Consider the following 23461-nt stretch of genomic DNA (forward strand, 5'->3'; position numbering starts at 1 on the left):
TATATAAATAATTTTGAGAGGTAAGTGAAAATGGCGATAGAAAATTTAATATAAAAATACAGAAAATAAGTCGCTTTTGTGAAAACAAAATGAAAACAAAAAGGAAAGATTGCGACCATGCAATCTTCCCTTTTATAGGAATAAATTTTGTAAAGCGTGGGCAACTCCATCTTCTTCGTTGGTCAGAGGAAGTTGTTCGTCTGCATATGGAAGAAGAGCAGGATTGGCGTTTTTCATAGCATATCCCTTGCCTGCAAATGCCAACATTTCAGTGTCATTATGCTCATCACCAAAGGCGATTAAGTCTTTTTTATCACGATTCATCACATTGAGCAAGTACTCTAGAGCAAAGGCCTTGTTTACACCCTTGGGAGTACACTCGAGGATGTTGAGGGGCCCGCCCCAGGTATTGATAGCTAGTTGGTGCTGATAAAAACGATTCATCTCGTCCGCTAAAGCGTATTTGTCTTCAGCCCTTGTTTGCAAGAGGATGCAGTTGGGATCTTTGGTTACTCGTTCAGGTTTGAATTGATTTTCCGGCCGGAAGTTCTCTACGCCAAATAGTTTAGGATCCGCAATCTCTTCATTCGGAGTCGTGATATAGAACTTTTTTCGATATTCTCCTGCAATAAAGTCAGCCTGGATGTCCTCCGTGCGCTTGACCATGTCTAGGAGGTATTTTTTGTCCAAGGTCAAGCACTTTTCATGCTCCCAAGCCTTTCCTGGTAGATGGGTAAGGGAACCATTAAAGTTAATCATGGGAGTATGCAATTCTAGCTCACGGTAGAAGTCTTCTGCCATACGATACGGACGACCTGTCGTGATGATAACATGGTGCCCTTTTTCTGAAATTTTTTTGATCGTCTCTTTGGTGAAATCGGAGAGCTTGCTTTCACTATTCAGCAGGGTTCCGTCCAAGTCGACTGCGATAATTTTTTTAGTCATATAAACCTTCCTAGTCGTTTCCAGATAAGATGTCTTCTATTATATCAAAAAGAAGGAAGAAAAGCAGACAAGAACAAAAACTACAGTTGCTTTGATTTATTAAATAAATCAAACAAACATATTGAAAAGGTGAATGATAAATGATATAATACTAATATTGTTCGTAAAAAACAAAAGGAGATTAAAAATGGACAAACTATTTAAACTAAAAGAGCACGGGACAGATGTCCGTACAGAGGTGCTTGCTGGTTTAACAACATTCTTTGCAATGAGTTATATTCTCTTTGTAAACCCTCAAATGCTTTCCCAAACAGGTATGCCTGTTCAAGGTGTGTTCTTGGCAACGATTATCGGTTCTGTAGTCGGTACTTTGATGATGGCTTTCTATGCTAATTTGCCCTACGCACAAGCACCAGGTATGGGACTAAATGCCTTCTTCACATTTACAGTTGTATTTGGGATGGGCTATACTTGGAAAGAAGCTCTTGGTATGGTCTTCATTTGTGGAATTATTTCACTGATTATTACCTTGACAAATGTTCGTAAAATGATCATCGAATCTATTCCAACAACACTTCGTTCAGCTATTTCGGCTGGTATTGGTGTTTTCCTTGCCTATGTTGGAATTAAGAATGCTGGTCTCTTGAAATTCTCAATCGATCCAGGTACTTATACGGTAGCAGGTGAAGGAGCAGACAAGGCTCAAGCTGCACTTACTGCAAACTCAGCAGCTGTTCCAGGCTTGGTAGACTTCAATACTCCAGCCGTATTGGTGGCTCTTGCAGGTTTGGCTATTACCATCTTCTTTGTTGTTAAAGGCATCAAAGGTGGAATTATTCTTTCTATCTTAACAACGACTGTCCTTGCCATTGCTGTTGGTGTTGTGAATTTGTCAGGGATTGACTTTGCTAGCAACAATCTTTCAGCAGCGGTTAATGATTTAGGAACTTTGTTTGGTGCTGCTCTGGGTTCAGAAGGTTTAGGATCTTTGATTTCAAACACTTCGCGTTTACCAGAAACCTTGATGGCTATTCTTGCCTTCTCACTAACGGATATTTTTGATACAATCGGTACTCTTATCGGTACTGGTGAAAAAGTTGGTATCGTTGCGACAAGTGGGGAAAACCATGAGTCAGTTAAATTGGACAAGGCTCTTTACTCTGACTTGGTGGCAACTTCAGTAGGTGCCATTGCAGGTACATCAAACGTTACAACCTATGTTGAGTCTGCGGCGGGTATCGGTGCTGGTGGACGTACTGGGTTGACAGCCCTAGTGGTTGCGATCTGTTTTGCTCTATCTAGCTTCTTTAGCCCACTTCTAGCGATTGTTCCGACAGCTGCAACAGCACCAATTTTGATCATCGTCGGAATCATGATGCTTTCTAACTTGAAAAATATCCCTTGGGATGATATGGCTGAAGCGGTTCCTGCCTTCTTCACATCTATCTTTATGGGATTCAGCTACTCTATCACACAAGGGATTGCTGTTGGTTTCTTGACATATACCTTGACAAAAGTTGTCAAAGGTCAAGCCAAGGATGTGCACGTGATGATTTGGATTTTGGATGCCTTGTTTATCCTTAACTATATCAGTATGGCGCTATAAATGGTATAATAGAAAAAGGGGAGTCTCCCCTTTTTAATTATAAGGAGGTACATCATGAAAGATAAGACGATTTGGCAAGAGGTTTTGAACAGAGGGAAATGGGTGCTCATCCTTTTGGTAGCTTTTGTTCTATCTCAATTTCCCATAGGACTTGCTTTGTTTTTAGCAAACAAACAGTTTCCGATTTTACAGTCAGGGCTCTTAGTTGGTGCCCTATCCATAGTCGTTTTGATTGTATTTATTATTGGTGCACGAAAAACACAACTTGCTACTTTTAATCTATCCTTTTTTAAGGCAAAAGACTTGGCTCGCTTGGTACTGAGTTATCTGGTGATTTTTGCGACAAATCTCTTGGGTTCACTCCTGCTTCGACTAACAAATGAGGCAACAACCAATAACCAATCAATACTGAATGGTTTGGTTCAGAATAGTTCCTTGATTTCAACTTTCTTCCTACTAGTCTTGATTGCGCCGATTTGTGAAGAAATTTTGTGTCGTGGAATTATTCCTAAAAAGATCTTCCGTGGAAAAGAAAAACTAGGTTTTGTTGTTGGTGCAATCGTCTTTGCCTTGCTCCATATGCCAACCAATTTACCTTCTGTGATTATTTATGGAGGAATGTCAACGGTTTTGACTTGGACAGCCTATAAGACTGAGCGTTTGGAGATGTCCATTTTGCTTCATATGATTCTCAATGGTATTGCATTTTGTTTGTTGGCCTTATTGGTATTGATTAGTAGAAATCTAGGTCTATCATTCTAAACCATTGGCCCGCTTGGAAAAGATGAACACTAGCGTGTTCATCTTTTTCTTTTTATGGTAAAATAGAAAGATAATATGGTGAAAAACCTTGAGGGAGTGACCGATATGTCAAGTAAAGCTAATCATGCAAAGACAGCTATTTGCGGAATTATCAACGTAACCCCAGATTCTTTTTCGGATGGTGGGCAGTTTTTTGCTCTTGAGCAGGCACTCCAGCAGGCTCGTAAATTGATAGCAGAAGGAGCGAGCATGCTAGATATCGGTGGAGAATCGACTCGGCCGGGCAGTAGCTATGTTGAGATAGAAGAGGAAATCCAGCGTGTTGTTCCAGTGATTAAAGCTATCCGTGAGGAAAGTGATGTCCTCATTTCTATCGATACTTGGAAAAGTCAGGTGGCAGAGGCCGCCTTGGCTGCTGGTGCCAATCTGGTAAATGACATCACGGGTCTCATGGGAGATGAGAAAATGGCGAATGTGGTTGCGAAGGCTGGAGCAAAAGTGGTTATCATGTTTAATCCAGTTATGGTTCGTCCTCAGCACCCTAGTTCACTCATATTTCCTCATTTTGGTTTTAGACAAGCTTTTACAGAAGAAGAGTTAGCTGACTTTGAAAAAGTGCCAATCGAAAACTTGATGGAGGCTTTCTTTGAACATGCTCTAGCGAGAGCGAACCAAGCTGGAATTGCAAGAGAAAATATTCTGCTGGATCCAGGGATTGGCTTTGGTCTGACCAAGAAGGAAAATCTACTCCTTCTACGGGATCTAGATAAACTACACCAGCAAGGCTATCCGATTTTTCTTGGAGTTTCGCGTAAGCGATTTGTCATCAATATCCTAGAAGAAAATGGCTTTGAAGTCAATCCTGAGACGGAAGTCGGTTTCCGAAATCGGGACACCGCTTCGGCTCATGTAACGACTATCGCTGCGAGACAGGGTGTAGAAGTGGTGCGCGTGCATGATGTTGCCAGTCACAGGATGGCAGTTGAAATTGCCTCTGCTATCCGTTTGGCCGATGATGCAGAAAATCTAGATTTAAAACAATATAAGTAAGATGAACGAAATTCAAAACAATCAGTGGATTGCCCACTACCGGACGGACCAACCGCATTTTGGTTTGGAGCGAATGGTGGAACTCCTAGCTCTGCGAGGCAATCCCCATCTCAAACTTAAGGTCATCCATATCGGGGGGACCAATGGCAAGGGGTCGACCATTGCTTTTTTGAAAAAGATGCTGGAAGGGCTAGACCTGAGAGTTGGGGTGTTCAGCTCGCCCTATCTCATTCATTATACAGACCAGATTAGCATTAATGGGGAATCCATTCCTGAAGCGAAACTAGAAGCTCTCATGGCAGACTATCAGTCTTTGCTTGAGAGAGAATCTGCTGACAATTTGCAGGGAACAACCGAGTTTGAGATTATCACAGCTCTAGCCTATGATTACTTTGCCTCAGAACAAGTAGATGTGGCTATCATGGAAGTCGGCATGGGTGGTCTTTTGGATAGTACTAATGTCTGCCAGCCAATTTTAACAGGAATTACGACCATTGGACTGGATCATGTAGCCCTACTTGGTGACACCTTGGAAGCCATAGCAGAGCAGAAGGCTGGTATTATCAAACAAGGCATTCCATTAGTGACAGGTCATATTGTTCCTGAAGCCTTGACTGTGATAGACTCTATTGCAGAAGCTAAAAATGCGCCTAGACTTACCTATGGAAAAGATTATCAGGTCAGTCACCAAAAGAGTGTGGTGACAGGCGAAATCTTTGATTATACCAGTTCTGTCAGACAAGGGAGCTTTCAAACAGGTCTGCTTGGTTTGCACCAGATAGAGAATGCGGGGATGGCCATAGCTTTACTTGATACTTTTTGTCAAGAAGATAGGCGGGAGTTGGCAAGTAATGACTTGGTTGCTCAAGCTTTGAAAGAGACCAGATGGCCAGGGCGTTTGGAGGTCGTGTCTAGCGACCCCTTGTTGCTTTTGGATGGGGCCCACAATCCCCATGCTATCAAGGCTTTACTAGCAACCTTACAAGAACGCTTTGCGGATTATCATAAGGAAATCCTCTTTACCTGCATCAAAACCAAGGCCTTGGAGGATATGCTGGACTTGCTAGGGGAAATGCCAGATACCGAGCTTACCCTTACACATTTTGATGATAGTCGGGCGACGGATGAAAGCGTGCTGAAAGAGACAGTCAAGTCTAGAAATCTCAATTACCAAAGTTGGCAAGATTTTCTAGAGCAGAAATTGACAGATAAAAATGAAGAGAAACAAACAGTTAGGATTGTCACAGGTTCCTTGTATTTCTTGAGCCAAGTGAGAGCCTATCTGATGGAGAGGAAGAACGAGAATGGATACACAAAAGATTGAAGCAGCTGTAAAAATGATTATCGAGGCTGTTGGTGAGGACGCTAACCGCGAGGGCTTGCAGGAAACACCTGCTCGTGTAGCCCGTATGTACCAAGAGATTTTTTCAGGTCTTGGCCAAACTGCTGAGGAACACCTGTCAAAATCCTTTGAGATTATTGATGATAATATGGTAGTAGAAAAGGATATTTTTTTCCACACCATGTGTGAACACCACTTCTTGCCTTTTTATGGGAGAGCGCACATTGCCTATATTCCAGATGGTCGGGTGGCAGGTTTGTCCAAACTTGCCCGTACGGTTGAAGTTTATTCTAAAAAACCACAAATTCAAGAACGGTTGAATATCGAAGTGGCCGATGCCTTGATGGACTATCTGGGGGCTAAGGGAGCCTTTGTTGTCATTGAGGCCGAACATATGTGTATGAGCATGCGTGGTGTCAGAAAACCAGGTACTGCAACCTTGACGACAGTAGCTCGTGGTCTATTTGAAACAGATAAAGACCTCCGAGACCAGGCTTATCGTTTAATGGGACTATAATACTCTTCGAAAATCAAATTCAAACCACGTCAGCTTCCATCTGCAACCTCAAAACAGTGTTTTGAGCAGCCTGCGGCTAGCTTCCTAGTTTGCACTTTGATTTTCATTGAGTATAAAAAGAATCCGCTTCATGCGGATTTTTCTAGAAAGGACTAGTTATGGATCAACTGCAGATTAAAGATTTGGAAATTTTTGCCTATCATGGTCTTTTTCCAAGTGAGAAAGAATTGGGGCAGAAGTTTGTTATTTCCGCAAGCTTATCCTATGATATGACCAAGGCGGCTACAGACCTGGATTTGACAGCATCTGTCCATTACGGAGAACTGTGTCAGCAGTGGACGACTTGGTTTCAGGAAAGCACTGAGGATTTGATTGAAACGGTAGCCTACAAACTAGTTGAACGTACCTTTGAGACCTATCCTCTTGTCCAAGAGATTGAGTTGGAACTGAAAAAACCGTGGGCTCCAGTGCATTTACCATTGGATACCTGCTCGGTGACCATTCGCCGTCGTAAGCAACGAGCCTTTATCGCCTTAGGAAGCAATATGGGGGACAAGCAAGCAAACTTGGAACAAGCTATTGACAAACTGCGAGCTCGTGGCATCCATATTCTCAAAGAGTCCAGTGTTTTGACGACGGAGCCTTGGGGTGGTGTGGAACAAGATAGCTTTGCCAATCAGGTGATTGAAGTAGAAACCTGGTTACCAGCACCAGTCTTGTTAGAAACATTATTAGCCATTGAGTCAGAAATGGGACGGGTGAGAGAAGTGCATTGGGGGCCTCGTTTAATTGATTTGGACCTACTCTTTGTGGAGGACCAGATCATTTACACAGACGAACTCATCTTGCCTCATCCTTATATAGCAGAACGCCTCTTTGTTCTTGAGCCGTTAGTGGAAATAGCTCCCCATTTTATTCATCCAATCTTAAAACAACCAATTCGATACTTGGTTGGCCAGTTGGAGCAAGGAAATGCCTAAGCTTTCCGAGACCTATAGTAAGTGGAAGAGTATTGGGGAGGGACTACTTGCTATTGTTTTAGGGCTTCTCTTGATCCGATTTGGACAAGTCATTCCGCGAATGGGGTACCAGTTGCTGATGGGCTATTTTTCCTTGTCAGCAGTTTGGCACTTGTTGACTCGCTGGTTTCAGGATAAAAGACGTCGGGAAAATATCTTTGTAACCTTGGGCAAGCTGGTGGTTGCGGCTCTGGTGTTTGACTCTATCATCTTGCAAGACCTCGCCCTCTATCTCCTGGTTTTTATCATTGCGAGCTACCAGCTGTTTACGGGCATCATTAGCCTTGTGACTTGGTCTCTCTATCGAAAAAATGCCATTCATCCTCGGCTCCCTCATCTCTTCGATGCTGTATGGATGATAGGATTCGGTCTTTATAGTATCTCTCCTTTTCACGATGCAGCGAATTTTGAATTGCTCTTGCTTGGGTTTTACTTGCTCATGCTAGGGGCTAGTAGCCTCCGGGACGGTTTCTTTTTTGAAAAGATAGAAAACAATCCCAAGCTGAAGCGGCATATGCGAATGACCCTGCCTATCTTTGTGACGGCTCTGATTCCTATCAGCACCTTGCGCAAACTAAATGAGTGGCTGTCAAATCATGAAAGTCAAGAAGGGGAAGTTCATTCAGAAAGAAAAAACGATCAGGTAGTTGATCTAGAAATTTTTATTCATACCTCAGAAACATCCTTCTTCCTCGCTATGGGACATGTGGATATTTGTTATCAAGGGAAGGTTATTTCCTATGGTTCGTATGATCCCCACTCGGAGCGTTTATTCGGCATGGTTGGAGACGGTGTTTTGTTTAAGGCCAATCGGGAAAAATACATCGAGCTCTGTAAGAGGGAAAGTCAGAAGACCTTATTTGCTTATGGTCTGAGTTTGACGGACCAACAGGAAGCAGCCATCCAAGCTCGTCTAGTAGAGATAGAAGACCTGTTAATTCCTTGGGAACCAAGCTCGCAGTTGATGAAAAGAAGAGAGGGAGAGGTAAAGCACACCTACTCTTACCAACTAAAAGAGGAAGCAGATGCGACCCTCTATAAATTCAGCTCATCCGAGTTTAAGACCTACTTTGTTCTCAGTACCAATTGTGTTCTGCTAGCAGACTCTATCGTGGGAAAAGCTGGGACGGATATATTAAGTCCCCAAGGTTTCATTGTACCGGGGACTTATCAAGATTACCTTGATTTAGAGTACACAAAGCCAAACGGTCTAGTTGTTAGTCGCTCTATTTATTAGAAAAAGAAAACTCTAGTTCCTCAGCAGTTTGCGCCGAGAAGCTAGAGTTTTTTAAAATAGGTCATTTTCTTCTGGAAGGAGGATGGTTTCCCTACCGTCCAAGTCTAAAACAAGGACCCTAGGAGGATAAAGCGGATCGAAAGGATGATTGAAATCAAAATCGATGCTAGTCGGAAGGTTTTGACTAGAGAAATGGAAGGTAATGGTCCCCTCGTTGTTGAGAAGCTGAAATTCGAGTTCTTCTTCTAATTCAAAGACATTTTTCAGGAAATGATCAATAATATACCATAAAGAGTCAATGACATCGTCAGGTAGGCTGGTCACGACACCAAAACTAGCGGAACGTCTCTGTGTATTTGTAAAAGCCATGTTTTCCTCCCCCTTTATTTTCCTTATCATACAGCAAAATGTCTTAAAAATCAAGAAATCCTACTCGCTTTTTCAAAATGGGAATAAACTGTGAAATTTTTTCAAAGTTTCTTCTAAAAATACTTGAAAGTGTTTACAATAAGTGATAAAATGGAGTAAGTAGATGCGTGAAAGCGAAATTTTCATTATAGAAAGGAAACGGAATGAACACAGATGATACAGTAACGATTTATGACGTCGCCCGTGAAGCAGGAGTTTCAATGGCAACAGTTAGCCGTGTCGTTAATGGCAACAAGAATGTTAAAGAGAACACTCGAAAAAAAGTCCTCGAAGTGATTGATCGCTTGGATTATCGTCCAAATGCGGTCGCTCGTGGTTTGGCTAGCAAGAAGACAACGACAGTCGGAGTTGTGATTCCTAACATTACCAATGGTTATTTCTCAACACTTGCTAAGGGGATTGACGACATTGCTGAAATGTACAAGTATAACATTGTCCTAGCAAATAGTGATGAGGATGATGAAAAGGAAGTTTCAGTGGTTAACACGCTCTTTTCAAAACAAGTCGATGGGATTATCTTTATGGGCTATCACCTGACTGAAAAGATTCGTTCAGAGTTTTCTCGCTCACGGACACCGGTTGTTCTTGCTGGTACTGTGGATGTAGAACACCAACTTCCAAGTGTGAATATCGACTACAAACAAGCAACGATTGATGCTGTGAGCTACCTTCTCAAAGAAAACGAGAAAATTGCTTTTGTAAGTGGACCACTCGTCGATGATATCAATGGCAAGGTTCGTTTGATCGGTTACAAGGAAGCGTTGAAAAAAGCTGGACATTCTTATAGCGAGGGATTGGTCTTTGAATCAAAATACAGCTATGACGATGGTTATGCCTTGGCAGAACGCTTGATTTCATCACAAGCTACAGCCGCAGTTGTAACAGGTGATGAATTGGCGGCAGGTGTGTTGAATGGTTTGGCTGACCATGGTGTATCTGTGCCAGAAGATTTTGAAATCATCACGACAGATGACTCTCAGATTGCACGATTCACTCGTCCAAACTTGACGACTATTGCCCAACCTCTTTATGACCTAGGTGCTATCAGCATGCGTATGTTGACTAAGATTATGCATAAGGAAGAGTTGGAAGAACGTGAAGTTCTCTTGCCTCATGGTTTGACAGAACGCCGCTCTACACGAAAACGTAAATAGAAAAAATCAGGGAATCGTGAGATTTCCTGATTTTGCGTGCTTGAGAAGAGAATTAGCCTTCCATATAGTCTTTTAAGGCTTGTCCTTTTAGTCCAGCATTAAGGGCAATTAATAATTTGAGGCGAGCTTTTTGAGCGTTGAGTTCTTTGACAAAGAAAACACCAGCTCGTTGCAACTGCACTCCTCCGCCTTGGTAGGCGTAGACAGGTTCAGCAATACCATTAAAGCATCGTGAGACCAAGGCGACTGGAATTTCTTTTTGCAGGAGATTTTCCAACTTTTGAGCTGTTTCTTTGGGAACATTGCCTGCTCCAAAGGCCTGAATGACTAAGCCATCCAGCTGTTCCAAGTCTAACATATCGATCAGCTCGTCTGTCATACCGGCATAGGCTGAGATGATGGGAACTAGACCTTGAATATGTTCGAGATCAAACCGGACACGAGGTTCAGCCGTTTTGAAGTAGAGGATTTCTTGCTTCATGATGAGGCCAAGTGGTCCATGTGTTGGGGTTTGAAAGGTGCTGACATTGGTCGTATGAGTTTTGGTAACATACTTGGCTGCGTGGATCTCGTCGTTCATGACGACCAGTACACCCTTGTCGGCTGCTTTGTCATCGCTGGCAACTCGCAAAGCGCTCAGATAGTTATATACACCGTCGCTACCAAGTTCGTTTGAACTACGCATGGCCCCTGTTAGAACGATGGGCATGTTGGGGATTTTCATGGTATCTAGAAAGTAGGCTGTTTCTTCCAAAGTGTCCGTCCCATGTGTAATCACAACCCCATCGTAGTTGTCTGCTTCCTCTCTAATCTTATGGTAGAGGGCTAGCATGTGTTTGGGTTTTATATGGGGGCTTGGCAGATTAAAAAAGTCTAGGGCATGAACCTCAATCCCTTCAAGTGGATTGGAAACATGGTTCATGGGATTGTCCTGACTAGTTACAACGGCACCAGTGGCGTCTGCTTGCATGGAAATAGTCCCACCTGTATGTAAAACAAGGATTTTCTTAGGCATGATTTAGTCACTCTTTCTGAAATGTGGTATAATCATTGTAACACAAAAGGGGAGAATGGGACAGGATGGAAGTCAAGGCTGTTTTTTTTGATATCGATGGAACGCTAGTCAACGATCGCAAGAGTGTTTTGAAATCCACTAAGGACGCGATTAAGATTGTCAAAGAGCAAGGAGTGCTTGTTGGAGTAGCGACAGGACGAGGGCCGTTTTTTGTCAAGGAATTGATGGAAGACTTGGACCTAGACTTTGCGGTGACCTACAATGGCCAATACATTTTTAATAAAGAAAAGGTGCTCTTTGCAAGTCCGATTGCTAAGTCAAGCCTGCGTCAACTGATTGCTTACGCTAAAAAGGAGCGTAAAGAAATCGCTCTTGGAACCGAGCATGCCGTTGTTGGTTCGAAAATTATGTCATTTGGTCTCGGCTCCTTTTCCCAACTGGTTAGTCGTTTTATTCCGACTGTGCTAACAAGAACCGTTAGCCGTTCCTTTAATCGAATGGTTAGCAAGGCAGTTCCTCAAAAGGAAGACGACCTGCTTAACTTGATTAATCAACCCATTTATCAAGTTTTGATGCTGATGACGCCAGAGGAATCTGAGAAGGCAGCAAGTGATTTTGAAGATTTGAAATTAACTCGAAGCAATCCTTTTGCAGCAGATATCATTAACCAAGGAAATTCCAAACTAGAAGGCATTCGCCGAGTCGGGAAAGAATATGGCTTTGATCTCAACCAAGTCATGGCCTTTGGTGATTCAGACAACGATCTGGAAATGTTAGCGGGTGTTGGTATGTCGGTTGCTATGGGAAATGGCAGTAGCAGTGTCAAAGAAGTTGCCAAGCATATTACGGCAAGTAATCAACAAGATGGTATCCACAAGGCGCTCGAGCACTTTGGTGTTTTGGCTTCAGAAAAAGTGTTTGTCAGTCGAGACTACCACTTTAATAAGGTCAAGACTTTCCACCACATGATGGATGAACGAACTCAAGAAGAGCCACAGGCATGGGATGTTGAAGGTGCAACCCACCGCGCAGACTTTAAAATTGAAGAATTAGTAGAGTTTGTTCGCGCAGCAAGTTCTTCGGAGGAAGAATTCCAAGACTCCCTTGCAAGCATGCATGAGGCACTTGATAAAGCGGCAGAGAAAGTGGCGAAAAAGACACCTGCTAAGCAAAATCTGGTCGGTCAAGTGGATGCTTTGATTGACACACTGTATTTTACATACGGTAGTTTTGTTTTGATGGGAGTAGACCCAGAACGCATTTTTGATATTGTCCATGAAGCGAATATGGGGAAGGTCTTCCCTGATGGAAAAGCTCATTTTGACCCAATTACACACAAGATTTTAAAACCAGATGACTGGGAAGAAAAATATGCTCCAGAACCTGCCATCCGACAGGAACTACAACGTCAGTTTAAAGCTTATGAGCGACATAAAGAAAGAAAAAATAAAAAATAAGAGAAAATTCTTTTCCCTGGATGAAAAATTCGGGGATTTTTTGAGCTGAAAACCGAACAATTTTATATATATCACTAATTATTATTAGCATATTTATACTAGAAAAAGAAATGAAAAAATGAAAATATAGTGAAAATAAAATAACAGGAAATTACATTTCTTATGAAGAATAGTTAAAAAGCTAGATATATTAGTAATATATCTAGCTTTTCTTTTAAAAAAAACATCAAAAAAGACAAGTCAAATTATTTGATATTTGAAAGTTTATGTGTTAGAATATATTAAGAAAGCGAATAAATATAAAATCCTCATGCCGCTATAATATGCTCTTTTTAAAGACAGAAAGTCAACTTGTTTATTTCAGGCCTGTTAACAAGCTGATGTGAAGAATTCACTCTAGTTTTGAGGTTTAGTTATAAAATTGTGCACAATTGCTTTCCAAATTTTTATTATTTTAATTTTCAAGTTTAAAAATTAAAGAATTAAGAGGTTGAAATGAAGAAAAAATATACCTATTTGACAGCTTCTGTTTTAACAGCTGTAACAATGCTTCCAACTTTTGCACCAAGTGAAGCTCACGCTGCTTACAATTGGAATGGAAATAATAGTTACTATACAAGAACTAGCCGCCGTTCAAGCAATCGTACTTCTAACCGTACTACTGCAAATCGTAGCCGCACATCAAATTATACTGTAAGAAGTTATGGCTACAACAGTTATTACCCAAGTTATAACTATGGCTACAATAGCTACTATCCAAGCTATAACTATGGATATGGTAGCTACTACCCAAGTTACAACTACGGTTACAATAATTGGAATAACTACTATAGCTATGACAACAGTAGCAACTACTATGGTTATAACTATTGGAATAATTACAATAACCTTGCTAGCGATGAAAACTATATTTACTGGAATGGCAATCACTACTACCGTATGAACGATGGTAGCTACCGTATTTATCGCAACGGTCAGTGGAAACCTTTGACAAACAATAGTAACAACAACTCATCTACTAACAACTTGGAAAACGATCCGCACTATCGTTACGAAAATGGGTACCATTACTATGTATTGGACAATGGCGATTATTACTACTACCAAAATGGTAAGTGGGTATTGGTGAAAGATTCTGCTGATACAACACCAGCACAACCGGCAACACCTGCTGAACCAAAACCAGAACAACCAACAACTCCGGTTGAGCCAGCACAACCAAGTCAACCTGAAGTTCCTGCTCCAACACCAGCAGAACCAGAGACTCCAACACCAGCACCTAGTGATAAACCTGAAGAGTCGACAACACCAGCTGAGCCAAAACCAGAGCAACCAGCAACTCCAAGTGTTGACCTACCAGAAAATCCACCAATTAATGGTGCTGATAGTGAATTTGATCCATTCAAGCCATCAACAGAAACGCCAGCAGAACCAAAACCAGAAACACCAGCAACTCCAGCTATCCCAACAACACCAGGTTTGGTAACGACTGATGAACCAAGTGAAAACCAAATCCCTGATTATGTTGAAAAACCAGCTGAAGGATTGGAACACTTGGCTTGGGCACCAAATGGACACACTCCAAAATTGGTTTACCCACCAGGTAAACCAGGTGATGCAGTCCTCAAGAATGATAAGAACTACTACTTCGACGGTAGTGCACATTACTACTATGTACCATCTAACTCAGAGCGTACAGGTTACTCAGCATACTGGAAGTGGCTTGGAGGAAAATGGAAACTTCAAGGGATGACTGATCCAAACGATCCAGCTCGTGATCCAAAACTTCACGAAAACACTGCTGATGACGAGTACATGTACAGTGACAAGAACTCAAGCGTGAGACTTTACTCAACTAACTTGGTAACGACTGCTAAAGCAGGTCAAGCATTGCCATTCAAGAATGTTGAAGAGTTCAAAAACTATGTCATCGAAAAAATGAATCCTAAGTTCCTTGATAACTCTGGTTGGGATGCTAAAGTTGAGTGGGAAATCGAAGATCCAGAAATCTTTGAGAAGACGAAAGAAAACCCATACGCTAAGGACTATGTCTTGATTGCAAATCTCAAGAGTGGTGTCGAAGACAAGAAATACAGTGATGTAGAATTTGGTTATGTGAAGTTTGTTTACCGTGTTGAAGCAACAAACGATACAAACTATGACTATGTTTCAAAAGCGAAAGAAGCTTTCGCTAAAATCAATGAGACTCGTAAAGCTCAAGGATTGAAAGAATTGACTTGGTCTGAAGACATTTATCAAAATCAAGCACTTCCGAAAGTAAATGAAATTTCACGTCAATACGATAGCACAGGCTTTGTAGGACGTCGTGATGAAGATGCTGCTGTTGTCGTTAAGAAATGGGCAAACAGTGGTTTGAGAGACTTGCTTCTCGATCCAAATGTCACTGAAGGAGCTGTAGCAGCAGTAGTTGATGGAAATGGTGTATACTACTGGGCATACAGTTACAAATAATTCAATCTTTTGAGATTGACTACTTTCTAAATAAGATAGAGGCTTTAAACAATTGTTTAAAGCCTTTTTGTGACCCAATCAGGATAAACAAAAAGGAGCCAGAGGCTCCCTTTTTTAATGATTACAATGTTTTTTCACTTTCTCTCACGACCAGCAAATCGACTTTTGCATGGCGGAGAATGTACTCAGATGAAGAGCCAACCAAGAGGCGTTCAAAGGCATTAAGCCCTGTTGCACCAACGAGAATCAGGTCAACATTTTCTGCGTCTGGAATAGTACGGGCAAGGAGGGTTTTTGGATTTCCCATTTCGATGACGATGTGAATATCGGTCACACCAGCATCTCTTGCGCGCTTTTCGTACTCCTTCATCAGACTTTCAGCATCGACTTGGAGTTCTTCGTAAACTTCAGCATCAAAGGTAGACACGCTTTGAAGAGCGCGTGTGTCGATAACATGGGCAATGGTGAGCTTGGATTCGTTGCGTAGAGCAGTGTAAACACCTTTGACGAAAGCCAAGTCCGCTTCTTTAGAACCATCAATTGCGACCATAACATTTTGGTAACGTTGTGCCATAATGAAACCTCCTGAAATTTTCTTACTGTTATTGTAACCCTTTTCACTAAAGAAGTAAAGTAAAAATCATATTTAAATAAATATTATCGGAGATTCAATTTGGTGGAGATATGTTAAAATAAAAGAAAACGGGATAGCAGAAAACACAGTGAGGGGATGAGAAAGTATGAAAGATTTTGTTCAAGCTTCTAAAAAAATAAGTTTCCTTTATCATGGAATTATCCTTGCGTCACTTGTAGGTGAAGTAGTGATGCTTTGGCAGCTGGAAAGAGTCGTGCCCGTTCTTTATCCAGGATTTGTTGGATTTCTTCTCTTTCACCTAGTCTACCACATCATTTTATTGGTGATTGCAAAGAGAAGTGGTCGTTTGGACTATTTGGTCACGTGGGGGCTCTTTCTCATGTTTAATCTTTTATATGACTCCTTTTTAGCGCTGGTCTTTCTAGGTTTGTCTTTTGGTATGTGAGAAAATACTTCTGTATTCTAGTTGTTTAGACGGTGAGAACCTAGTCGTTGTGAGTTTTTTCTTTACTTGCTCATTTCAGGAAACTTGTCGCAATCCCTTTCTAGTGGTATAATGTTACTATCTCGATGAATTGAGGAAACAAGATGAAAGAATATAACAAGTCTAGTAAGTTAGAGCATGTTGCCTATGATATCCGTGGTCCTGTTTTGGAAGAAGCTATGCGGATGCGAGCAAACGGAGAAAAGATTTTACGTCTGAATACAGGAAATCCAGCAGAATTTGGCTTTACAGCGCCAGACGAGGTCATTCATGACTTGATTATGAATGCGCGTGATAGTGAGGGATATTCTGATTCCAAAGGGATTTTCTCAGCCCGCAAGGCCATCATGCAGTATTGCCAACTGAAGAAATTTCCCAATGTGGACATTGATGATATCTACCTTGGAAATGGTGTCAGTGAGCTGATTGTTATGTCCATGCAAGGGCTTTTGGATAATGGCGATGAGGTCTTGGTGCCTATGCCAGACTATCCTCTCTGGACAGCCGCGGTCAGCCTAGCTGGGGGAAATGCCGTTCACTATATCTGTGATGAGGCTGCAGAATGGTACCCAGATATTGACGATATTAAGTCAAAAATTACTTCCAATACCAAGGCAATCGTCCTTATCAATCCGAACAACCCAACTGGAGCCCTTTATCCTAAGGAACTCTTGTTGGAGATTATTGAGATTGCTCGTCAAAACGATTTGATTATCTTTGCGGATGAGATTTATGACCGCATGGTGATGGATGGGCATGTGCATACGCCTGTGGCGAGCTTGGCACCTGATGTTTTCTGTGTCAGCATGAATGGTCTGTCAAAATCTCACCGTATCGCTGGTTTTCGTGTAGGCTGGATGGTCTTGTCTGGTCCTAAGCACCATGTCAAGGGTTATATCGAAGGGCTCAATATGCTGTCAAATATGCGCCTTTGCTCCAACGTTTTGGCCCAGCAAGTCGTACAAACATCACTAGGTGGGCACCAGTCAGTGGATGAATTGCTCCTCCCTGGTGGACGGATTTACGAGCAAAGAAACTTTATCTATAATGCCATTCAAGATATTCCAGGTTTATCTGCAGTCAAGCCTAAGGCGGGTCTTTATATCTTCCCTAAAATTGACCGTAATATGTACCGCATTGATGATGATGAACAGTTCGTTCTTGATTTCTTGAAGCAGGAAAAGGTTCTCTTGGTTCATGGTCGTGGTTTTAACTGGAAGGAACCAGACCATTTCCGTATCGTTTACCTTCCTCGTGTGGACGAATTAGCGCAAATCCAAGAAAAGATGACACGTTTCTTGAGTCAGTATCGTAGATAAGGCTTTCATAGGGAAAAGCAGGAAACATTTCCTTAGAGCTATTGACAAATAGGTCAGAATCAGATAGAATAGTAAAGTATGTTTAGTAACTGATCACTTTATAGCCGGCTAAACGAATACAAAATCTATGAGGAGGTATTCATCGTGAAACGTACTTATCAACCAAGTAAACTTCGTCGTGCGCGCAAACACGGATTCCGTAACCGTATGTCAACTAAAAACGGTCGTCGCGTATTGGCAGCTCGTCGTCGTAAAGGACGCAAAGTTTTGGCTGCATAATCCAAACGAATTCAACAAAGAAGTCAGTAGGAACTCGAGTCTACTGACTTTTCTTTTTATCTTAAAGGGTGCATTGTCCTTGAAATCGGTCATTTCAGATGAAATTCATGGAGGGCCCGTTTAAAAGGTCACATACAAAAAACTCAAAACCAGATATAAGTTACTGATTTTGAGTTTTTGTTTATTCTTTTAAGTGATAAGAGTAGCTAGCGATAACGACGTCTTCATGCCATCTGAGAGCGTATTTTAGTTTGAGGCTCATTTGATTGTGCAGGATATTTTGCCAAGGCTTGTTAGGGATAAACTGTGGGACAAGGACTGTAACAGTGTAGTTTTTTTGCTTAGCTTCTTGGGCGATTCGTTTGACATACTTAACGCTAGGGGTGATGATGTCGCGGTAGCTAGTATTGATATTCTTCAGAGTGATATTTGGGAAGTAATCGGCAAATTCCTGAAGAATTTCTTGGTCTTTATCGGCCGTTTCTTTAGTAGAAATGTGCATGGCCAACACTTCGTCACCGATACTTTGAGCGTAGTTAATGGCTCCAACACTTACTCGAGTAACATTTCCAACTAGGACGAGAACCAGATTGCCGTCATAAGTGCGTTTTTCGATTCCTTCGTAGAGTCGTAGCTGTTTTGCCACTTTTTGGTAATGGCTGTGAATGGACAAAAAGAGGAAGGTTAAAACTAGGATAATTGGGAAGAATGGCCAGATATCACCCAGTCTGAAGAGGAGTAAAATGAGGACAATAGCATAACAAATGATGGCCCCAAGGATATTAGCAAAGGCAGGTTTTAAGAAGTTTGCTCCTTTTTCCTTTTTCCAATGGCGAATCATCCCAGTCTGAGAGAGGGCAAAGGGAACGAAGACCCCGATAGTATAAAGAGGAATCAAGCGTTCAGTATTCCCGTTAAAAATGAGAAGAAGGGTCATAGCTCCAAAAGCCAGAGTTAAGATACCGTTGGAGTAGCCAAGGCGATCCCCCTTTTCCATAAAGAGATGGGGCATGTACTTGTTTTTAGCCATATTGTAAGCCAGCATAGGGAAGGCTGAAAAGCCAGTATTTGCAGCTACAGCTAGAATCAAGGCTGTTGAGAACTGGAAGAGATAGTAGCTAGCATGACCAAAGAATGAATCACCAAGAATGCCCTTGGCCATTTGCGAGAGGATGGTTTCTCCATTTTGAGGTGTGATGCCCATCCAGTAGTTTAGGAAGGTGATACCTGCAAAAAGAAATCCTAAAATGAGGGACATGATGGTCAAGGTCTGAGCAGCATTCTTTTCTTTCGGAGTTTTGAAAAATGGTACCGCATTTGAAATAGCCTCAACCCCTGTCAGAGAGGCAGAGCCACTGGTAAAGGCTCTCAATAGGAGAACGATGGAAAGGCTCGGAACGGTTTGCCCAATGGTTGAAGTCGCCTGATAGTTTAGGGAACCTGTGAATAGTTGAAAGAACCCATAAAGCAAGAGAAAGACGGTACTGAAGATAAAGAGGTAGACGGGAATCATCAGAGAGCTGGCAGATTCTTTCAAGCCTCTTAAATTCAAGAGCATGAGCAGGCAGACTAGGAAAATAGAGATATGAAGATTGTAGGGATGGAGGGCAGGGATGGCTGCAGTAATAGCATCAGCTCCAGAAGCAACGGATACGGCTACTGTCAGCATATAGTCAACAAGGAGGCTGCCCCCTGCAATCAAGCCTAGTTCAGGGGAGAGATTTTCTCGAGTGACCATATAAGCCCCACCGCCTTGAGGATAGGCGTGGATGATTTGACGATAGGAAATGGTTAAACTAGCGAGCAGTAAGAGGACAAAAATACCGATAGGGAGGCTCCACCAAATAGCGAGAGGAGAGAGACTGACTAAAACGAGAATGACTTGTTCAGGTCCATAGGCAATAGAAGACAGGGCATCACTGGATAACATTGCAAGTGCCTGCATTTTTCCAAGCAATCCCCCTTCGCCGTCTGTGAGAGACTTGAGTGGTCGACCGATAAAGGTATATTTTAATTTTCTAAACATTTTCTTTTCCTTTGCTGAAAATTTCAATAAGTGTTATTATACTGCTTTGAAAAAATGCAGTCAAGGGAGAATGATTGGTATTAGAATATTTTTACAAGCCGGGGGATGCTATTTTTGGTATAATAGATGGAAGAAAATGAGGTTAGAAAAGATGATTTTTGATACGCACACACATTTAAATGTAGAAGAATTTGCAGGACGTGAGGCAGAAGAAATCGCCTTGGCTGCTGAGATGGGTGTGACACAGATGAATATTGTTGGTTTTGATACACCAACCATTGAACGAGCCCTGGAGTTGGCAGATGAGTATGAGCAACTCTACGCAACTATTGGCTGGCATCCGACGGAAGCAGGGACTTACACAGATGAGGTCGAAGCTTACTTGCTTGAAAAACTAAAACATCCTAAGGTCGTTGCCTTGGGGGAGATTGGTCTGGACTATCACTGGATGACAGCACCTAAGGAAGTGCAGGAGCAGGTTTTTCGTCGTCAGATTCAGTTGTCTAAGGACTTGAATTTGCCTTTTGTGGTCCATACCCGTGATGCGCTAGAAGATACTTATGAGATTATCAAGAGTGAGGGCGTTGGTCCTCGTGGTGGGATTATGCATTCATTTTCAGGTTCTTTGGAGTGGGCTGAGAAGTTTGTCGAGCTTGGCATGACTATTTCTTTTTCAGGAGTGGTGACCTTTAAGAAAGCGACAGATATCCAAGAGGCTGCTAGGGAACTTCCTTTAGACAAGATTTTGGTAGAAACGGATGCGCCCTACCTAGCTCCTGTTCCTAAACGTGGCCGTGAAAACAAAACAGCCTACACACGATACGTGGTGAACTTTATCGCCGACTTGCGTGGCATGACGACAGAAGAATTAGCTGCTGTGACAAGTGCCAATGCCGAGCGTATTTTTGGATTGGAAAAACAATCATGAAAGAGAAAATTTCCCAAGTCATCGTGGTCGAAGGACGGGATGATACAGCTAATCTCAAACGTTACTTTGATGTAGAGACCTATGAAACACGAGGTTCCGCAATAAATGACCAGGATATAGAACGCATTCAGCGTCTGCATGAATTACATGGAGTCATTGTCTTTACAGATCCAGATTTTAATGGGGAACGCATTCGTCGCATGATTATGACGGCCATTCCAACAGTACAGCATGCTTTTCTCAAGCAAGATGAGGCTGTTCCCAAATCTAAGACCAAGGGACGTTCTCTGGGAATCGAACACGCCAGCTACGAAGATCTAAAAACAGCACTGGCTCAGGTGACAGAGCAATTTGAAAACGAGAACGAGTTTGACATCAGTCGTGGTGACTTGATTCGCCTAGGTTTCTTGGCGGGAGCAGACAGTCGTAGGCGTAGAGAGTATCTAGGAGAGGCTCTACGAATTGGCTATTCCAACGGCAAACAACTCCTCAAGCGCTTAGAGTTATTTGGGGTAACCTTGGCAGAAGTGGAAGAAGTGATGGCTAAGTATTCAGACTAACGGGGTCAGAAATGAAAAAAGTGATTATTACGGGTGGCAATAGTGGTATTGGCTACCAGGCTGCAAAACAATTAGCTGAAAAGGACTGGTCGGTAACTCTCTTTTGTAGACGAAAAGAAGCTGCCGAGCAAGCCTGTGAGAAAATCCGTCAACAAACAGGAAATCCGCATGTAGATTATATTTTGGCTGATTTATCTGAGATGAAAAGTGTCAAGGAAGCGGTAGAACAGTATATTCAAAAAGAAGACGCTTTAGACGTTCTGATTAACAATGCAGCTGATTTTGACTTATCGGTCAAAAAGCCCATCCTGACTAGGGAGGGATTAGAAAAGCAATTTGCGACAAATGTGGTTGCTCCCTTTTTACTTTCTACCTTGTTAAAGGGTTTGTTGGAAAAGTCAAAAAGTGGTCGGATTATTAATATTTCTTCCCAAGGGCTGATGCTTTATCCTTTCATGAAGCTTGATTTTGAAAATTTAGCTGGTCAAAAACATTATAGTCCTGCCAAGACCTATTATCAGAATAAACTAGCCTTGTTGATGCTGTCGCTTTATATGCAGAAACATTGGAAAGGTATCAAGGTTCAGGCAATCCGTGTGACCAATGTCAAAGTTGATATGCGCCGCTATGATCACCTCAGCCCTTTTATGAAAAATTTGTATAAAATCAAGTCAAGATTTTCGATTAGTCCTGAAGAAATGGCCAAAGTCTATACAGCCTTATCTACAGAAGATGGCCATGACGGTTTTCTGTATGACGAGAAATGCAGGGAAGTAAAAGCAAATAGATCTGCTTACGAAGAAGAGGAGCAAGCAAAACTATATTCCTTACTTGAACAACTAACATTTTCAAGAGACAATCTATAAAGAATTAGAAAAATAAATTTTATGCTTACTTCAAGAGTGGAAAGAAATTTAGATATCGAAATCTGTTTGGAGAGTTCTGAAAAGTGATAACAATAACCAGATAACCCGAAAATATAAGGGGAATGTGTTACAATAGAGGTACTTAGATTTATTTTGATAGCGTTAAAATAGAAACTTATAAGGACAGAACGAAATGAAAATCCGAGTTGACAGAGATTCTGTGTGTATTGGGGATGATGTATTGCCCCATGAGACAGAATTTGAGATTTCTGAAGATATGACGGTGAAAGAATTTTTTGACTTTCTAGAAAAGGAACGTTATTTGCCGTCTGTTCAAGGAAATAATGTGGCCTGGGAACTCCGTAATCGAAATGGGGAACACGGTGTTTATTTCACCAAAACACGAGAGATTATCCATCCAGATGCGGTCTTAAAAGAGATGTTGGAAGGAATTACTGAGACTCCCTTATTTGTTTTGCTCTATCATTATACCCCGGAAGCATACTATATTAGAAAAGAGAATAAATGAGAATTGCAGATTATAGCGTGACCAAGGCAGTGCTGGAGCGTCACGGTTTTACCTTTAAAAAGTCCTTCGGGCAAAATTTCCTGACGGATACCAATATCCTTCAAAAAATCGTGGATACGGCTGAGATTGATGACCAGGTTAATGTCATTGAAATTGGGCCAGGAATTGGTGCTTTGACGGAATTTTTGGCTGAGCGTGCGGCAGAGGTTATGGCCTTTGAGATTGACCACCGTTTGGTACCGATTTTAGCAGATACCCTGCGTGATTTTGACAATGTGACAGTAGTCAACGAGGACATTCTCAAGGTCGATTTGGCGCAGCATATTCAGAATTTCAAAAATCCTGACCTGCCCATTAAGGTGGTAGCCAACTTGCCTTACTACATTACGACGCCTATTCTCATGCACTTGATTGAAAGTGGCATTCCTTTTAGCGAGTTTGTGGTTATGATGCAGAAAGAAGTCGCGGACCGTATCTCCGCACAGCCAAATACCAAGGCTTATGGTAGTTTGTCGATTGCTGTGCAGTATTATATGACAGCTAAGGTTGCCTTCATCGTGCCTCGTACGGTCTTTGTGCCAGCCCCAAATGTGGACTCAGCCATTTTAAAAATGGTGCGTCGTCCAGAGCCTGCTGTAGCAGTGAAAGATGAGAACTTCTTCTTTAAGGTTTCCAAGGCTAGTTTTACCCATCGTCGCAAGACCTTATGGAACAACTTAACAGGCTACTTTGGGAAAACTGATGAAGTCAAGGATAAGCTGACCAAGGCTTTGGACCAGGCAGGCTTATCTCCATCTGTGCGTGGGGAAGCTCTCAGTTTGGAAGAGTTTGCCAGTCTGGCAGATGCGCTTAAAGGACAAGGACTCTAAG

Annotated in this window: 23 protein-coding genes; 18 read left to right on the forward strand and 5 right to left on the reverse strand. The window is 42.0% G+C overall.

What is annotated here, in order from left to right; translation table 11 throughout:
• Positions 1-132: 132 nt before the first annotated feature.
• A complete protein-coding gene (locus NYE79_RS01305; protein ID WP_303432170.1) occupies positions 133-945 on the reverse strand; it encodes a Cof-type HAD-IIB family hydrolase in 813 nt (270 codons plus the stop codon).
• A 187-nt stretch (positions 946-1132) separates the two neighbouring features.
• Between NYE79_RS01305 and NYE79_RS01310 the strand changes: the two genes are divergently transcribed.
• The 7 genes from NYE79_RS01310 to NYE79_RS01340 all read left to right on the forward strand — a co-directional run bounded on the left by NYE79_RS01310 (position 1133) and on the right by NYE79_RS01340 (position 8478).
• Positions 1133-2551: an NCS2 family permease gene (locus tag NYE79_RS01310; protein WP_339293735.1), complete on the forward strand. Its 1419-nt coding sequence runs from the start codon at positions 1133-1135 to the stop codon at positions 2549-2551.
• 54 nt (positions 2552-2605) lie between these two features.
• A complete protein-coding gene (locus NYE79_RS01315) occupies positions 2606-3313 on the forward strand; it encodes a type II CAAX endopeptidase family protein (RefSeq protein WP_000653642.1) in 708 nt (235 codons plus the stop codon).
• A gap of 75 nt (positions 3314-3388) precedes the next feature.
• Positions 3389-4363, forward strand: coding sequence for a dihydropteroate synthase (folP, locus tag NYE79_RS01320; RefSeq protein WP_000240368.1), 975 nt, complete (start codon positions 3389-3391; stop codon positions 4361-4363).
• A gap of 1 nt (position 4364) precedes the next feature.
• Positions 4365-5687, forward strand: a complete 1323-nt coding sequence (locus NYE79_RS01325; protein ID WP_001002849.1) for a folylpolyglutamate synthase/dihydrofolate synthase family protein — start codon at positions 4365-4367, stop codon at positions 5685-5687.
• Positions 5668-6222 carry a GTP cyclohydrolase I FolE gene (gene folE / locus NYE79_RS01330; protein WP_000380916.1) on the forward strand — a complete coding sequence of 185 codons (555 nt, stop codon included), beginning with the start codon at positions 5668-5670 and terminating at the stop codon, positions 6220-6222. Before NYE79_RS01325 ends, folE begins: the two co-directional genes overlap by 20 nt.
• Positions 6223-6380: 158 nt before the next feature.
• Positions 6381-7202 carry a 2-amino-4-hydroxy-6-hydroxymethyldihydropteridine diphosphokinase gene (gene folK, locus NYE79_RS01335; protein WP_000372499.1) on the forward strand — a complete coding sequence of 274 codons (822 nt, stop codon included), beginning with the start codon at positions 6381-6383 and terminating at the stop codon, positions 7200-7202.
• Positions 7195-8478 carry a DUF308 domain-containing protein gene (locus NYE79_RS01340; protein WP_216728810.1) on the forward strand — a complete coding sequence of 428 codons (1284 nt, stop codon included), beginning with the start codon at positions 7195-7197 and terminating at the stop codon, positions 8476-8478. Before folK ends, NYE79_RS01340 begins: the two co-directional genes overlap by 8 nt.
• A 51-nt stretch (positions 8479-8529) precedes the next feature.
• Here NYE79_RS01340 and NYE79_RS01345 read toward each other — a convergent pair whose 3' ends face one another.
• A complete protein-coding gene (locus NYE79_RS01345; protein WP_084881332.1) occupies positions 8530-8847 on the reverse strand; it encodes a DUF960 domain-containing protein in 318 nt (105 codons plus the stop codon).
• Between the two features lie 203 nt (positions 8848-9050).
• Between NYE79_RS01345 and ccpA the strand changes: the two genes are divergently transcribed.
• Positions 9051-10061: a catabolite control protein A gene (gene ccpA, locus NYE79_RS01350; protein ID WP_084881331.1), complete on the forward strand. Its 1011-nt coding sequence runs from the start codon at positions 9051-9053 to the stop codon at positions 10059-10061.
• Positions 10062-10113: 52 nt separating this feature from the next.
• On the opposite strand, the gene NYE79_RS01355 is transcribed toward ccpA, so the two are convergent.
• Positions 10114-11076: an asparaginase gene (locus NYE79_RS01355; RefSeq protein ID WP_084881330.1), complete on the reverse strand. Its 963-nt coding sequence runs from the start codon at positions 11074-11076 to the stop codon at positions 10114-10116.
• A gap of 65 nt (positions 11077-11141) precedes the next feature.
• On the opposite strand from NYE79_RS01355, the gene NYE79_RS01360 reads away from it, so the two are divergent.
• Together NYE79_RS01360 and NYE79_RS01365 are read left to right on the forward strand one after the other, a co-directional pair.
• Complete coding sequence (locus NYE79_RS01360) at positions 11142-12533, forward strand: Cof-type HAD-IIB family hydrolase (protein ID WP_000453124.1); 1392 nt, start codon at positions 11142-11144, stop codon at positions 12531-12533.
• A 495-nt stretch (positions 12534-13028) separates the two neighbouring features.
• Entirely contained in the window at positions 13029-15005 is a 1977-nt protein-coding gene (locus NYE79_RS01365; RefSeq protein ID WP_216728811.1) for a CAP domain-containing protein, read from the forward strand.
• Positions 15006-15126: 121 nt separating this feature from the next.
• Here NYE79_RS01365 and NYE79_RS01370 read toward each other — a convergent pair whose 3' ends face one another.
• Positions 15127-15579 (reverse strand): universal stress protein, encoded by a 453-nt coding sequence (locus NYE79_RS01370; RefSeq protein ID WP_000079162.1) that lies wholly within the window; start codon positions 15577-15579, stop codon positions 15127-15129.
• Between the two features lie 166 nt (positions 15580-15745).
• On the opposite strand from NYE79_RS01370, the gene NYE79_RS01375 reads away from it, so the two are divergent.
• The 3 genes from NYE79_RS01375 (at position 15746) to rpmH (ending at position 17682) form a co-directional block, all read left to right on the forward strand.
• Positions 15746-16045 (forward strand): hypothetical protein, encoded by a 300-nt coding sequence (locus tag NYE79_RS01375; protein WP_216728812.1) that lies wholly within the window; start codon positions 15746-15748, stop codon positions 16043-16045.
• A 143-nt stretch (positions 16046-16188) separates the two neighbouring features.
• Complete coding sequence (locus tag NYE79_RS01380; RefSeq protein ID WP_000666454.1) at positions 16189-17403, forward strand: pyridoxal phosphate-dependent aminotransferase; 1215 nt, start codon at positions 16189-16191, stop codon at positions 17401-17403.
• A gap of 144 nt (positions 17404-17547) precedes the next feature.
• Positions 17548-17682 carry a 50S ribosomal protein L34 gene (gene rpmH / locus NYE79_RS01385; RefSeq protein ID WP_000831905.1) on the forward strand — a complete coding sequence of 45 codons (135 nt, stop codon included), beginning with the start codon at positions 17548-17550 and terminating at the stop codon, positions 17680-17682.
• Between the two features lie 181 nt (positions 17683-17863).
• Here the strand turns inward: rpmH and NYE79_RS01390 are convergent, their stop codons facing one another.
• Positions 17864-19708, reverse strand: a complete 1845-nt coding sequence (locus NYE79_RS01390) for an APC family permease (protein WP_316717798.1) — start codon at positions 19706-19708, stop codon at positions 17864-17866.
• Positions 19709-19859: 151 nt separating this feature from the next.
• Between NYE79_RS01390 and NYE79_RS01395 the strand changes: the two genes are divergently transcribed.
• The 5 genes from NYE79_RS01395 (at position 19860) to rsmA (ending at position 23460) form a co-directional block, all read left to right on the forward strand.
• On the forward strand, positions 19860-20636 hold the full coding sequence (locus NYE79_RS01395; protein ID WP_339293736.1) for a TatD family hydrolase: 777 nt from the start codon (positions 19860-19862) through the stop codon (positions 20634-20636).
• Positions 20633-21196 carry a ribonuclease M5 gene (gene rnmV / locus NYE79_RS01400; protein WP_339293737.1) on the forward strand — a complete coding sequence of 188 codons (564 nt, stop codon included), beginning with the start codon at positions 20633-20635 and terminating at the stop codon, positions 21194-21196. The genes NYE79_RS01395 and rnmV overlap by 4 nt, the downstream gene beginning before the upstream one ends.
• A gap of 11 nt (positions 21197-21207) precedes the next feature.
• Positions 21208-22062, forward strand: coding sequence for an SDR family NAD(P)-dependent oxidoreductase (locus NYE79_RS01405; protein WP_198464979.1), 855 nt, complete (start codon positions 21208-21210; stop codon positions 22060-22062).
• Positions 22063-22255: 193 nt separating this feature from the next.
• On the forward strand, positions 22256-22591 hold the full coding sequence (locus NYE79_RS01410) for a hypothetical protein (protein WP_000702740.1): 336 nt from the start codon (positions 22256-22258) through the stop codon (positions 22589-22591).
• A complete protein-coding gene (gene rsmA, locus NYE79_RS01415) occupies positions 22588-23460 on the forward strand; it encodes a 16S rRNA (adenine(1518)-N(6)/adenine(1519)-N(6))-dimethyltransferase RsmA (RefSeq protein WP_070567742.1) in 873 nt (290 codons plus the stop codon). Before NYE79_RS01410 ends, rsmA begins: the two co-directional genes overlap by 4 nt.
• The last annotated feature ends 1 nt before the right edge of the window (position 23461 follow it).

This window comes from Streptococcus sp. FSL W8-0197 (assembly GCF_037963785.1).
In the GTDB taxonomy this organism is placed as follows: Bacteria; Bacillota; Bacilli; order Lactobacillales; family Streptococcaceae; genus Streptococcus; species Streptococcus oralis_CQ.

Bases quoted from the DNA above. Each gene is read 5' to 3' on its own strand.
- NYE79_RS01305 (WP_303432170.1), bottom strand. From the start codon at position 945: ATGACTAAAAAAATTATCGCAGTCGACTTGGACGGAACCCTGCTGAAT.
- NYE79_RS01310 (WP_339293735.1), top strand. From the start codon at position 1,133: ATGGACAAACTATTTAAACTAAAAGAGCACGGGACAGATGTCCGTACA.
- NYE79_RS01315 (WP_000653642.1), top strand. From the start codon at position 2,606: ATGAAAGATAAGACGATTTGGCAAGAGGTTTTGAACAGAGGGAAATGG.
- folP (WP_000240368.1), top strand. From the start codon at position 3,389: ATGGTGAAAAACCTTGAGGGAGTGACCGATATGTCAAGTAAAGCTAAT.
- NYE79_RS01325 (WP_001002849.1), top strand. From the start codon at position 4,365: ATGAACGAAATTCAAAACAATCAGTGGATTGCCCACTACCGGACGGAC.
- folE (WP_000380916.1), top strand. From the start codon at position 5,668: ATGGATACACAAAAGATTGAAGCAGCTGTAAAAATGATTATCGAGGCT.
- folK (WP_000372499.1), top strand. From the start codon at position 6,381: ATGGATCAACTGCAGATTAAAGATTTGGAAATTTTTGCCTATCATGGT.
- NYE79_RS01340 (WP_216728810.1), top strand. From the start codon at position 7,195: ATGCCTAAGCTTTCCGAGACCTATAGTAAGTGGAAGAGTATTGGGGAG.
- NYE79_RS01345 (WP_084881332.1), bottom strand. From the start codon at position 8,847: ATGGCTTTTACAAATACACAGAGACGTTCCGCTAGTTTTGGTGTCGTG.
- ccpA (WP_084881331.1), top strand. From the start codon at position 9,051: ATGAACACAGATGATACAGTAACGATTTATGACGTCGCCCGTGAAGCA.
- NYE79_RS01355 (WP_084881330.1), bottom strand. From the start codon at position 11,076: ATGCCTAAGAAAATCCTTGTTTTACATACAGGTGGGACTATTTCCATG.
- NYE79_RS01360 (WP_000453124.1), top strand. From the start codon at position 11,142: ATGGAAGTCAAGGCTGTTTTTTTTGATATCGATGGAACGCTAGTCAAC.
- NYE79_RS01365 (WP_216728811.1), top strand. From the start codon at position 13,029: ATGAAGAAAAAATATACCTATTTGACAGCTTCTGTTTTAACAGCTGTA.
- NYE79_RS01370 (WP_000079162.1), bottom strand. From the start codon at position 15,579: ATGGCACAACGTTACCAAAATGTTATGGTCGCAATTGATGGTTCTAAA.
- NYE79_RS01375 (WP_216728812.1), top strand. From the start codon at position 15,746: ATGAAAGATTTTGTTCAAGCTTCTAAAAAAATAAGTTTCCTTTATCAT.
- NYE79_RS01380 (WP_000666454.1), top strand. From the start codon at position 16,189: ATGAAAGAATATAACAAGTCTAGTAAGTTAGAGCATGTTGCCTATGAT.
- NYE79_RS01390 (WP_316717798.1), bottom strand. From the start codon at position 19,708: ATGTTTAGAAAATTAAAATATACCTTTATCGGTCGACCACTCAAGTCT.
- NYE79_RS01395 (WP_339293736.1), top strand. From the start codon at position 19,860: ATGATTTTTGATACGCACACACATTTAAATGTAGAAGAATTTGCAGGA.
- rnmV (WP_339293737.1), top strand. From the start codon at position 20,633: ATGAAAGAGAAAATTTCCCAAGTCATCGTGGTCGAAGGACGGGATGAT.
- NYE79_RS01405 (WP_198464979.1), top strand. From the start codon at position 21,208: ATGAAAAAAGTGATTATTACGGGTGGCAATAGTGGTATTGGCTACCAG.
- NYE79_RS01410 (WP_000702740.1), top strand. From the start codon at position 22,256: ATGAAAATCCGAGTTGACAGAGATTCTGTGTGTATTGGGGATGATGTA.
- rsmA (WP_070567742.1), top strand. From the start codon at position 22,588: ATGAGAATTGCAGATTATAGCGTGACCAAGGCAGTGCTGGAGCGTCAC.